Raw genomic sequence first — 12859 nt, 5'->3', positions numbered from 1 at the left:
GAAATATCAGCATATGTGAGCTATTTTTACGTTTACATTAAATTAACCAGCTAACTCAAAAAAGTCGTCGAGTTAAAGTATTCAACACAAGAACAAGAATATGGACTCGCTCAACACGCTCACTAATCTTGTCTACCAAGGGGCAATTGATGGTGATTTTTCACCCTTTTTAAACGAATTAATGATTACCACAAACTCCAACATTGGCTGGTTAGCAATGGCAGATCAGGAAACATTACAACCGATGTTTTTTGATTACAAAAATACCGCCAGTGGATTTAATAAAGAGTTTTTTCTTAATGAATATTTTTATAAACTTAAAGAGCTCGACCCGTTTTGGGAAGTGGCAAAATCACTAAAAGAGTTAGCGTGTATCCGAGGAAGAGATTTCCTGTCAAAAGAGCAACTTCACCAAGCAGATGTTTATCCAATATTTGAAAAGGCAGGTGTTGAATATAACTTAATTTCTTTCCCTATTCGCTCTGCCTCTCTTGAAGCATTTATCGTATTAAATAGAAATAAGTTGAAAACTGAATATAGTGATTACGACCTCAAATTATTTTCAATGATTTATCCACACGTCAATAGAGCCTGTTTTTTGTATGACAAATTAGCACGACAAAAACGGCAAATTTCACTTTACCAGTCCGTTTTAGAAAATAACCCTTATCCGCTAATTGTAATTGATGAATTTCAAAATTTATTACAAGTTAATAAAGTGTCATCCCATATTTTAAGTAAGCAAAATATACTGGTTGAGCGCAATGGAAAATTAGTCACCAAAATGGCAAGCAAAAACCATTTATTGAAAGACTTTATTCGCTCTACTTTAGATTGGATACAAGCAAAAATACCAGAGCCGGTCGCCATCACCTTAGAAAATAGTCAAGAACAAATCATGCTAAAGGCCTACCCGATAACCGCGGAGAGCAACCTGAACGATTTCAATAGCCCGTGTTGTGTCATTGAGATACTGTCCACTAAGCAACCTCAATGGCAATTGTTTGCCGAAAAATTTAATATTTCGCAAAAAGAACTAAGAACAGTGAAATTGCTCTTTGAAGGCAATGACTTACAAACAGCAGCCGAGTTATCTCACCTGTCTTTTAACACCATCAAATCACAATTGATGTCGGTCTACAGTAAATCGGGGTTTAATAGTCAACGAGAGTTGGTTGCACACCTTGTTAACTATATTTAGTTAAATCATACCTTTACAGTTTAACTATAAAGTCAAGCAAGGTAGTCGTTCAAAGTGTGACTACAACATCTGGAGAATTAGCTGCAACAACCTGATTTCGACCGCTATTTTTTGCAGCATAAACCGCAGCATCAGTTAATTGGTATAGTGTATCAACATCTTCGGCTTTGGTATTTTGAAAGCTTCCAACACCTATACTCGCCGTAATGGTAAAGTTCGAATTTTCAGCTTCCCCCATAGTTAGCTGCTGAAAGCATTCATGGAGATTACCCGCCATAGCTAGCGCTTCACTTAATGATTTTTCAGGTAAAATCACCGCAAATTCCTCGCCACCAATTCGAGCGACAATATCTAGCTCTCGACGAAAGTTATTGCTAAGTATACCGGCTACCTTTTGGATACAAATATCACCAGCAGCATGACCTAAGGTATCGTTTAATGTTTTAAAATGGTCAAGATCGAGCAATATCAGACTAAAGTCACTATGATGACGGCTAGCCTGTGCGAAGTTCCTTTGCATTTCAGCATCGAAAACCCGCCTATTATACAGGCCAGTTAACGCGTCGGTACTCGCCTGGTTTTCAAGTTCGCGTTGAGTATCAATAAGCTTTAATTCGATATCCAATTGGCGAAAAAATTCACGATGTGCATTATTAATAGTTGAAACTAAATAGACACAATAAAAGCCAAAAGCGTACAAAATGGCGATCAATTCCGGGCGGTAAATAACTACCACTCCCGATGCCCATGCAAAGCAAAGTAAACTGCTAATGGTTGCATTTCGCTTATCAATACAGAATTGGTGGGCTATCGCCGTAGAAAAATTAACGGTGGAAATCAGACTAACAATAAATGCGCTAGTCCATTCAGGATGCATTGATACCCAACCGAAATAAATACCCCATATCAACACAGTGGCATAAACCAGCAACCAATGTCTTTTATGCCATAGCGAATAGTCGCTAGCAGTTGGCGTCTTTTCAATTAAACGCACCAATGATATGGCAAGTAACGGTAAAAGGAATGCAAGTACTTCAACTAAATGAGTAGTAAATAGCCCTTGTGGCAAAGCACTAAAAATCACCGCAAGACTATAAAATAATGGTCCAACTTTCGACCGAGCAAACAGTGTTTCAGTCGCACGGCGAGAAACATACGAGCTAGGCTTTTCCTCAATTAAAGTAATATGGTTATTTTCGTTAAGCATATTAAAAAATGTTCTACTCTCGTTATGTTTATGTCTTTAGTGCTAATTACCGTCTAACTTAGCCTGACATTCTGAACTACGTATTGAAAATAAGTGTAATCGCAAAATAAAAAAAAGCGAGCTCCTTTTCCGGAAACTCGCTTTCTAACTGTATAAAAAACTTATGTTTTTTAGTCTTTATAAGTATCCACGCTTGGGCATGAACAGATCAAATTACGGTCGCCGTACACGTCGTCGATACGGTTAACCGTTGGCCAGAATTTGTTTGCTGCCGCAGCAGGAACTGGGAATACCGCTTCGGCAATTGAGTAGCCGCGGTTCCACTCGCCAGTAATGTCCGCTAGCGTATGCGGTGCGTTGTGAAGCGGGTTGTCTTCTAACGTCCACTCGCCTTGCTCTACTTTGCGAATTTCGTCGCGAATACAGGTCATGGCTTCAATAAAGCGTTCAAGCTCAGGTTTAGCTTCTGACTCTGTTGGCTCAATCATTAACGTTCCTGCCACAGGGAAAGACATCGTTGGCGCATGGAAACCATAGTCCATTAAGCGTTTTGCTACGTCCATTTCAGTAATACCAGACGCTTCTTTTAATGGGCGTAAATCAACAATACATTCGTGTGCAACGCGATCATTATTACCCTTGTATAAAATTGGGTAATGTTGGCTTAACTTCTTGGCTAAGTAGTTAGCGTTAGTGATTGCGTATTTAGTGGCATCAGTTACGCCTTTTTTACCTAACATTGCAACGTATAGATAAGAAATACATAAAATACCAGCACTACCGTATGGCGCTGCAGAAACCGCACCGTTACCTTTTGTGCTTTCATCAACGTTAATTAACGCGTGATCCGGTAAGAATGGCGCTAAGTGCGCTTTAACACCAATTGGTCCCATACCTGGGCCACCGCCGCCATGTGGAATAGCGAACGTTTTGTGTAGGTTTAAGTGTGAAACATCAGCGCCGATAAAGCCTGGTGAAGTAATACCTACTTGTGCGTTCATGTTAGCGCCGTCTAAGTAAACTTGACCACCATTTGCATGGATAATTTCACAAATTTCACGAATCGTTTCTTCGTAAACACCATGCGTCGACGGGTATGTGATCATGATACATGATAAGTTATCAGCCATTTCTTCGGCTTTGGCTTTTAAGTCAGCCATATCAACGTTACCGTTTTTATCGCAATCTACCACAACTACTTTCATACCAACCATTTGTGCTGATGCAGGGTTAGTACCGTGAGCAGATGATGGAATTAAACAGATGTTACGGTGCGCATCACCACGGCTTTCATGGTATTTGTGAATAGCGATAAGACCCGCGTACTCACCTTGTGCACCTGAGTTAGGTTGCATTGACATTGCATCATAGCCCGTTAATTCAACTAACCATTTCGCTAACTCGTCAATCATGTGCTTGTAGCCTTGCGCTTGGTCAACAGGTGCAAACGGGTGCATGTTGGCAAATTCAGGCCATGAAACTGGGATCATTTGCGCAGTCGCATTTAATTTCATGGTACAAGAACCTAATGAAATCATTGAATGGTTAAGCGCTAAGTCTTTGTTTTCTAGCTTTTTGATATAACGCAGCATTTCAGTTTCGCTGTGGTGCGAGTTAAATACTGGGTGAGTTAAAATTTCAGACTCACGAACTAAGTTCGCAGGAATTGATGAGTGACCACAATCAATAATTTGTTGATCAAGTGCTGCAACGTCTAAGCCGTGACCTGCACCTAATAAAATATCGAATAATACAGCTACGTCTTGACGAGTCGTCGTTTCATCAATTGAAACCGATACTTTACCGTCAACGTCTGTACGTAAGTTAACGTTTGCAGCTAATGCGCGGGTAACAATTTCGTCTTTGTTGCTAACCGTGAACGTTAAGGTATCAAAATAGTTGGCGTGATCAGCCGTTAAGCCTTTGCTTGCTGTACCTAAACATAAAATGTCTGCTAAGCGGTTAATGCGGCTAGCAATAGTTTTTAAACCTTTAGGACCGTGGTAAACCGCGTAAAACGCAGCCATGTTCGCTAATAAAACTTGTGCAGTACAAATGTTTGAATTCGCTTTTTCGCGACGAATATGTTGTTCACGGGTTTGCATTGCCATACGAAGTGCAGCGTTACCGCGAGTATCACGAGATACACCAATAATACGACCTGGCATTGAGCGCTTGTATTGATCAGAAGTGGTAAAGAATGCTGCGTGTGGTCCGCCGTACCCCATAGGTACACCAAAACGTTGGCTTGAACCAATCACTACGTCTGCGCCTAATTCGCCCGGTGCTTTTAATAACACTAAGCTCATAATATCTGCCGCTACTGCAACAATACCTTTGTTCGCGTGTACTTTTTCAATTAATACTGAGATATCAGTAATTTCGCCACTGGCTGCTGGGTATTGTAATAACGCACCAAATACATCGTGGTTTTCAACATCAGCTGCTGGTGCCACTACTACGTCAAAACCAAACATATCAGCACGGTTTTTCACAACGTCAATCGTTTGTGGAAATACTTCTTCAGCGATGAAGAAAAGGTTCGATTTTTTGTTTTTTGATACACGCTTAGCTAATGCCATTGCTTCAGCTGCTGCCGTACCTTCATCAAGTAATGACGCTGATGCTAAGTCTAAACCTGTTAGGTCTAAACACATTTGCTGATAGTTTAATAATGACTCTAAACGACCTTGGGCGATTTCTGGCTGATATGGCGTATACGCTGTGTACCAACCTGGATTTTCTAACACGTTACGTAAAATAACGTTTGGTGTTAGCGTGCCGTAGTAACCTAAACCAATGTAAGTTTTGTTCACTTGGTTTTTGCTAGCAACCGCTTTTAAATCGCTAAGTGCTTGCACTTCTGTTTTGCTTTCTTCAATCGCAGGTAAATCCGCAAGACGAATATTGGCAGGAACAATTTCATCGATAAGGGCATCAACCGATTCGGCACCGATATCATTTAACATAGCTTGAGTTTGCGCTTCATTCGGGCCAATGTGGCGACGAATAAAGTCTTGAGTTTGCTCTAAATCCGTTAGCGTGTTGTTTGATTGAGATTGGGTAGTCATAAAACAGCTTCACTTAATGTGTATCAAAAAAATAAAGCCCCGAACTGAGTTCGAGGCCTTTAACTAGTTGTTAATTAATGATTATTCTTCATCAATTGAGTTGGCATAACCTTCAGCGTCTAATAAGCTTTCTAGTTCGCCTTCATCTTCAAGTTTAATTTTGAACATCCAGCCATCGCCGAATGCGTCAGAGTTTACTAACTCTGGTGAGTCTTCTAAATCTTCGTTAACTTCAACGATTTCACCAGTTACTGGTGCGTAAATATCAGAAGCTGCTTTTACAGATTCAGCAACAGCAACATCGTCACCAGTGCTAACGCTTTCACCTACTTCTGGTAACTCAACGAATACCATATCGCCAAGTAACTCTTGTGCATGCTCAGTAATACCTACAGTCACAATGCCGTTACCTTCGTTGCGTACCCACTCGTGAGACGTTGTATATTTTAACTCTGAAGGAATGTTGCTCATTTTTATTGTTCCTAATATTAACTTTAAAGTTCTTTGTTAAGTGAAGTAATCAACTCAAATATAGTGAAAATACTTCACAGATCAACTATTGCGCGTTGCTAAAAATAACGAGTAATAGTGATTAAAATGCTTTTTTACCGTTACGGGCAAAGCTTGGCTTAATTACCGCAACGTCTACTAATTTCTTACGCATTTCAACTTGTACGGTATCACCTAGTTGTACTGCACGTGGTACACGCGCCATCGCAATTGAATGACCTAATGTTGGTGAGAACGTACCAGAAGTGATCACGCCTTCACCGTGTGGAGTTACAACGGTTAAACCTGAACGTAACACGCCTTTTTCTTCTAACACTAAGCCCACTAGTTTAGCTTGGCCGCCTGCTTCACGCTGGGCTGCAATGGCTTCTTTACCAACGAACTCGCGAGATTCATCATCCCAGCTAATTGTCCAAGCCATATTAGCGGCAAGAGGTGATACAGTTTCGTCCATATCTAAACCGTAAAGGTTCATACCTGCTTCAAGGCGTAATGTATCACGCGCACCTAAACCACAAGGCTTAACACCAGCGTCTAATAACTGTTGCCATAAATCAGCTGCTTGCGCTTCGGGTAAGGCAATTTCATAACCTGCTTCACCAGTGTAACCTGTGGTAGCAATAAATAAGTCGCCCGCTTGTACCGCGAAAAATGGCTTCATGCCTTCAACAGCTGCGTTTTGCTCAGCGGTTAATAAGGTCGCCACTTTAGCTTTGGCATTGGGCCCTTGAATAGCGATCATGGCAAATTCTGGACGTTCAGTAATCGTAACGTCAAAGCCTTTGCTTTGCTCTGCCATCCAAGCAAGATCTTTTTCACGCGTTGCTGAGTTTACTACTAAGCGGTAGTCTGTTTCTGTAAAGAAGTAAACAATTAAGTCGTCAATCACGCCGCCTGCTTCATTACACATCCCCGTGTAAAGTGCTTTACCAGCAACATCTAATTTCGCAACATCGTTAATCACTAAGCGACGTAAAAATGCTTTAGCGTCAGCCCCTTTAACATCAACAATGGTCATGTGTGACACATCGAACATACCAGCGTCTTGACGCACAGCGTGATGTTCTTCAATTTGAGAGCCATAATTGATTGGCATTTCCCAACCGTGAAAATCGACCATTTTGGCGCCAGCGTCAATGTGCTTAGCGTGAAGTACGGTTTTATTCGTCATGATTTGCGTCACTCTTAATGATGTTTTGGGTTAGTAAATCAAGCGGCTTTTTGCAAAAGCACAGGCTAAAAGTAGCGAATATTTGCTGATTTACCAAAAGTGGCGCAAATTATATTTAATGCGCGCCATTGATTCAACAAGAAAAAACGCATTAACCGAACATATCTACAACTCAACATCAATTAACAAAATTAAATTTTCAATAAATCATATTTTAAAAATTTTATGCGAAATAAAAAAGCGACATGATGCCGCTTTCGTTTTTAATTTGAAAAGTGATTTTTTCTTGAACAAATGGTCAGTTTTATTGGTCTGTAGCCAATTTAGGTAAATCACCATTAACCCCGAGCGCTTGCTTGATAAACACCGACTTTATTGGGCCAATATTACTGAGTAGATTCATGCCTAAACCACGGGTTATTTTGGCAATCGGATGTTGCGGAGTAAACGCCTGTTTAATCAACTCCATTGCTGCCACCATATTGGCGGCTTCACTACGTCGCCAGCGAGAATAACGGCTTAATGTACGCTCGATATTTTCATTTAAACTGCCCGCTAACTTTTCATCCGCTAAACATTGCGCTAGCGATACGGCATCGAGCAAACCAAGGTTCACGCCCTGCCCGGCTAATGGGTGAATAGTGTGCGCGGCATCGCCAATTAGCACGGCACGATCTTTAATAAATTTATGGGCTAAGCGCATGGTCAATGGAAAACTAGCTAACTCGCTCGCCACTTTGATATTGCCTAACTTACCATCAGATGCCGCCACTAATTCTTTTGCCATGTCCTCAGTTGACAGTGCCATAATACGCTTGGCTTCACTTGGTGAGGTTGACCAAACAATTGAGCATAAATTTTCTTGGTACAAGGGTAAAAATGCCAATGGGCCTTCAGCTAAAAAAACCTGCCAAGCAGTATCTTGATGACCTTGCTGACACTCCACCGTGGCAACAATGGCATGATTATCATAATCACGAAAAGCAATTGGCATATCCAGTTGTTTTCGTAGCCAAGAATTTGCGCCATCTGCGCCAACTACTAACCGCGCCATTATTGGTGGCAGGCTTGCAAAACTTGCGAACACTTCATGTTCACCCATAGCAAGGTTTTGTAGGGGCTCTTGGCTAAATATGCTGATTCCAGCGTCTTGCTCAGCTTGTTGCCACAGCGCATTGCGGATTACGCTATTTTCAATAATATGACCCAAGTTATCACGCTCGCGACGCTCTGTTAAATCACTAATATCAAAATCTAAGGCGCCAGCAGCACCTTTATCCCAAACATGCATATGGCAATAACTTTGCAGACGCTGCTGACATATTAATGGCCAAACGCCTATTTGCTTAAATATTTGTTCACTTGCCGCATTAATGGCACTCACTCTAATTTCTGGTTGCAAACTAGAGTCAACACTGAAATCCGCTGTGCTGGTTTGAGGTGGGTTGGGCTCAACAATGGCGACAGTAAATGAGGTTAACTTGCGAATAGCTAACACTAACGTTAAGCCCACCATACCGCCGCCAATAATTAACACATCATATTTATTCATTGATTTTCCACTTGTTTATTCTTGTTTTTGCTGACGCTATTATCGAATTAGCTAATAACCCATGGTTTTATTAACAAACTTAGCCTGTAGCGCCGTGCAATAATTCATCACTTTAAGACCGATATTTCTGCCAGCAACCAATGGTGGTAAGTCATTTGAAAACAGCGATACCATAGAATCAGTTAATTGAATAATGCTTTGCTGATCTTGCGTGCGATTAGTTTGATACTGATTTAATAATGCGCCGCTCCCTAAATCGCATTGTGCTTGGCCTATATCACTTTCCGCTTGAGCTATATCGCTACGCTCGCGCCTAGCTTGCTCAATTAATTGTGCCAGTACTTTGACATCACGTAAGCCTAAGTTAAAACCTTGACCAGCAATGGGGTGAATGGTGTGAGACGCGTTGCCCACTAACGCCAATCGATGATAACTTTGCTGCTCAGCAGTGACTAAATTTAGTGGAAACACCGAACGCTGGCTAGTTTTGGTTATGCTGCCAAGCCAAGTGCCAAACGCTTGTTCTAATGCCTGACAAAAATCTACATCATTTAGCTGGCTAATTACTTGGGCATTATCTGATGAAACCGTCCAAACCAGCGAACATTGGTTGCCTGCCATTGGCAACATAGCTATCGGCCCTTGCTCAGTAAAGCGTTCAAACGCTTGGTGGTGATGAGGCTTAGCAAGTTCAACATTGGCGATAACCGCAGCTTGTTGATAATCTCGACTGTTCGCACCAATATTCGCCGCTTTGCGGCACACTGACTGACCGCCGTCGCAACCAATCACTAATTGACTGCTAATTTGCTTACCTGACTCAAAGTAAATGCCAACATTTGCTTGGTTAAATTCAATATTGGTAATTGATTCTGGCACCAACCAAGTAATGACATTATTTTTAATCAATCGATTAAGCATGACATTGGCCATTGCCGCTAATGGCACCACATAGCCTAGTGCTTCAACATTATGTTCAGCGGCGTTAATGCGCGCTTTGCCGTAATGGCCGCGATCTGAGATATGGATCTGCTTAATGGCCGTCGCATCAGTAACTAACGGCGACCATAAATTCAGCTGTTTTAAATAACTAACACTGCCATGAGACAGCGCAATAACCCGATCGTCAAACGGCGAGGTATCACTTGCTATAATTTTTTTTGTTTCAACTAAGGCAATGTTTAATGGCCGAGTCTGCTGAGCAGTTAAACTAACCGCCATTAATAAGCCCGACAACCCACCACCGACAATGGTGATATCAAAATTGTCGGCGCTAATGTCATTGTCTAAAACCTTGGTAGGCTCATTTACCGTCGCCATGCCACTAACACACCTTAACCATAATTTAAGCCTGCGCCATTAACGACTCAATATCAGCAATGGTTTTGACTACGTCTTTTGATAAGTTTTCATAACCGTTTTCGGTCACTAAAATATTATCTTCAATACGCACACCTATGCCGTGCCATTTCTCGTCAGCATCACAGCCTTTTGGAATATAAAGCCCCGGTTCAATGGTCATCACCATGCCCGGTACAAATTTTCTAAGTTGCTCGCGCTGTTCTGTGGTTTGATAATCACCAACATCATGAACATCTAGCCCTAACCAATGGCCTAGCCCGTGGATAAAATATTGTTTACACGCTTTTTCAGCAATTAGTGTCGGCAAATCACCTTGTAAAATACCTAGCTCATAAAGGCCCTTGGTCAGCACTTCACAGGCAATATCATTTAAATTAGCAAAAGTATTGCCCGGTTTAATGGCATCAATCACGGCAATTTGCGAATCAAGAACCAGCTGGTAAATTATTTTTTGCGGCTCAGTAAATTTACCACTCACAGGAAAAGTACGGGTGATATCGGCGGCATAACCCGCTAATTCACCACCAGCATCAATGAGTAGCAATTCACCATTATTTAACACATCGTCATTATCGGTGTAATGCAAAATATTCGCATTATCGCCACCAGCAACAATGGAACCGTAAGCAGGGTGACGCGCGCCATTGACCGCAAATTCATGTAACATTTCTGCTTCAATTTGATATTCAAACTTGCCTGCAGCAGCTGAGGTCATTGCGCGATGATGGGCATTGCCACTTATTTCGTTAGCGCGGCGCATAACCGCAATTTCATTGGCACTCTTATGTAAACGCAATTCGTGAATAATCGGTGCACAATCTAACATAGTTGCTGGCGGCTTATGACCAATACGGAACTGGCTAGCAATTTGTGCATTCGCCTCGCTTATCATGGTCATCACGTCAATATCATCAAAGCAGTAAAGCACTGCGCTGGCATTGGTTAAATAGCCAACCAATTGCTCTGAAATTTCATCATTGGAAAAACTGACATCAAAACCAAAATCGGTTTTAGCTGCTTCATAGCCGACACGTCTGCCGTGCCATACTTCCATTAACGGATCTTTATCGCGACAAAAGAACACGCTTTGATAATCTTGCTGCTGCTTTTTCACCAGCACCAATAATGCATCCGGCTCATGAAAGCCCGTTAAGTAGTAAAAGTTTTTATTTTGACAAAATGGAAATTCGGTATCGTTACTGCGGGTAATTTCTTCGGCTGATTTAATTACCACCACTGAATTTTCTGGCATCGCATCGATTAATGCTTGGCGACGTTGTTGAAATTCAGATAAAGGAATTAGGGTGTTTTTAAGCATAAGGGTTAATTCTATTAAATAAGTTTAAATGCTAGTACGATGAAAAAAGATGCTAACTTAATGAATGGTTTTCTTATCATCATTACTCGGTGCCGATGGCGCAGCGCCTAACTCAGCAAAGCACAACAACACTGATACTTTAACGTACTCGGCAATTTCATAGTAAGCTTGTTCGGTGGCTTCATCATCATCAATATCGTCAGATAAATTAGCAATTTCAGCAAAGTCATTCAGCACTTCTTTCACATCATCTGAATGGCCACCAGCGTCTTTTTGTTGCAAGCCAAAACCTAAATTAAAGCCCTGCACCCACTGGCCTAAACCATTCGCGCGCTCGGCAATGGCATCATCGTCATCAGGTAACAACAAGCTAAAACCAAAAGAGTCATCAAGTAGCGATTGCCAAATATTGCTATAAAGTTTTTTCACGGTGTCTTTTACTGGTGACGGTAGAGGCTCACCGTTATTCAGCATATCGCAGACAATAGCCTGATAATCGGTACTTTCAAATTCATAACCAGAAGAAATTAAGCCGGATAAAACGCCATGTAATTCGGCGGCATGAATTTGCACACTTTCTGAGGTTAGAATGGCTTGCAGTTGAGCAAAGTCGAGTAATGTTTGTTCAGACATGTTATTTCACAAAATGTCATTAATTAGATGGCGTTAATCCTACCATTGCCCCCTATTTGACACCACCCTAATTAGCGCATTTTAATCACGATTAATCGCACGCCGGTGCATATTGCTTGCATACCACTAACCAGATGGTTATAGTGCGAGGTATTCACTGACTTTACTGATTTTTAAAGGAATTCGCTCCGGCAATGCGCAACAAAGTAGAAATTACCATCGCTGGTCGAAAATATAAAATTGCTTGCCCTGTCGGTCAGGAAAGTGCGCTATTTGCCGCCGCTTCTGAATTAGATCAGCGTTTGACTAGCTTTAATAAAACCGATGCGATTAATACGCCAGAGCAAGTATTGATGATGGTCGCGTTAAACTTAGTGAACGAGTTATTAGTTGCCAAACAAAGTCATGAAAAAGAGCGCGAAGCAACTCAAAGTAAAATTGCTTTGCTACAATCAACGATTGAACAAGCGCTTGGTCAACATAATAAATCAGCATAGGCCTGCCTTAAATTTACCTAGTTTCTGCTTGTTTCACCGCGCCTCTTAAACTTAATAACCGTATTAATTTCTTTACTTTTGATTAGGGTCTGTTGATCTTTCATTTTAGTCTCTGCTTTAGGCTAATTTTTAAGATGACAAGGCGAACAGAGTGTAATGTAGTTATTCTACATTAACGATTTTCAACGCAGTTAGGTTGAAAATTAGTCATAGCCCTTCGGGTTGTTCTGAAAAAGTGTCACTCTTTGTTGCTTAATATGCATTTGGAATAACCAAACTTTATATTAAGCGCCGCGATTGACTGCTTTTTCAAAAACAACAGAGTTACAAACTGAAA

The 12859-nt window shown here is 41.2% G+C and carries 10 protein-coding genes; 2 read left to right on the top strand and 8 right to left on the bottom strand.

Annotated features, from left to right (window positions below; translation table 11 throughout):
• The first annotated feature begins 100 nt into the window (after positions 1 to 100).
• The gene (locus ACOB82_RS01180) at positions 101 to 1201 is read left to right on the top strand and encodes a helix-turn-helix transcriptional regulator (protein WP_448211075.1); all 1101 of its coding nucleotides are present in this window, start codon (positions 101 to 103) and stop codon (positions 1199 to 1201) included.
• Between the two features lie 49 nt (positions 1202 to 1250).
• Here the strand turns inward: ACOB82_RS01180 and ACOB82_RS01175 are convergent, their stop codons facing one another.
• From ACOB82_RS01175 to ACOB82_RS01140, 8 genes are all read right to left on the bottom strand, one after another.
• Entirely contained in the window at positions 1251 to 2408 is a 1158-nt protein-coding gene (locus ACOB82_RS01175; RefSeq protein ID WP_448211074.1) for a GGDEF domain-containing protein, read from the bottom strand.
• A 170-nt stretch (positions 2409 to 2578) separates the two neighbouring features.
• Positions 2579 to 5479: an aminomethyl-transferring glycine dehydrogenase gene (gcvP, locus tag ACOB82_RS01170; protein ID WP_448211073.1), complete on the bottom strand. Its 2901-nt coding sequence runs from the start codon at positions 5477 to 5479 to the stop codon at positions 2579 to 2581.
• A gap of 81 nt (positions 5480 to 5560) precedes the next feature.
• A complete protein-coding gene (gene gcvH / locus ACOB82_RS01165; protein ID WP_448211072.1) occupies positions 5561 to 5950 on the bottom strand; it encodes a glycine cleavage system protein GcvH in 390 nt (129 codons plus the stop codon).
• A gap of 121 nt (positions 5951 to 6071) precedes the next feature.
• Positions 6072 to 7160 carry a glycine cleavage system aminomethyltransferase GcvT gene (gcvT, locus tag ACOB82_RS01160; RefSeq protein WP_448211071.1) on the bottom strand — a complete coding sequence of 363 codons (1089 nt, stop codon included), beginning with the start codon at positions 7158 to 7160 and terminating at the stop codon, positions 6072 to 6074.
• A 304-nt stretch (positions 7161 to 7464) separates the two neighbouring features.
• On the bottom strand, positions 7465 to 8712 hold the full coding sequence (locus ACOB82_RS01155; RefSeq protein WP_448211070.1) for an FAD-dependent monooxygenase: 1248 nt from the start codon (positions 8710 to 8712) through the stop codon (positions 7465 to 7467).
• 51 nt (positions 8713 to 8763) lie between these two features.
• A complete protein-coding gene (gene ubiH, locus ACOB82_RS01150; protein WP_448211069.1) occupies positions 8764 to 10032 on the bottom strand; it encodes a 2-octaprenyl-6-methoxyphenyl hydroxylase in 1269 nt (422 codons plus the stop codon).
• 25 nt (positions 10033 to 10057) lie between these two features.
• Positions 10058 to 11392, bottom strand: a complete 1335-nt coding sequence (pepP, locus tag ACOB82_RS01145; protein ID WP_448211068.1) for a Xaa-Pro aminopeptidase — start codon at positions 11390 to 11392, stop codon at positions 10058 to 10060.
• A 57-nt stretch (positions 11393 to 11449) separates the two neighbouring features.
• The gene (locus ACOB82_RS01140; protein ID WP_448211067.1) at positions 11450 to 12025 is read right to left on the bottom strand and encodes a UPF0149 family protein; all 576 of its coding nucleotides are present in this window, start codon (positions 12023 to 12025) and stop codon (positions 11450 to 11452) included.
• 194 nt (positions 12026 to 12219) lie between these two features.
• Here ACOB82_RS01140 and ACOB82_RS01135 point away from each other — a divergent pair, with 194 nt between their 5' ends.
• On the top strand, positions 12220 to 12522 hold the full coding sequence (locus tag ACOB82_RS01135) for a cell division protein ZapA (RefSeq protein ID WP_448211066.1): 303 nt from the start codon (positions 12220 to 12222) through the stop codon (positions 12520 to 12522).
• Positions 12523 to 12859 lie beyond the last annotated feature (337 nt).

The organism is Colwellia sp. MEBiC06753 (assembly GCF_053470325.1).
The sequence above is the reverse complement of the archived record's forward strand: the minus strand, read 5'-3'. Positions and strand labels throughout refer to the sequence as shown.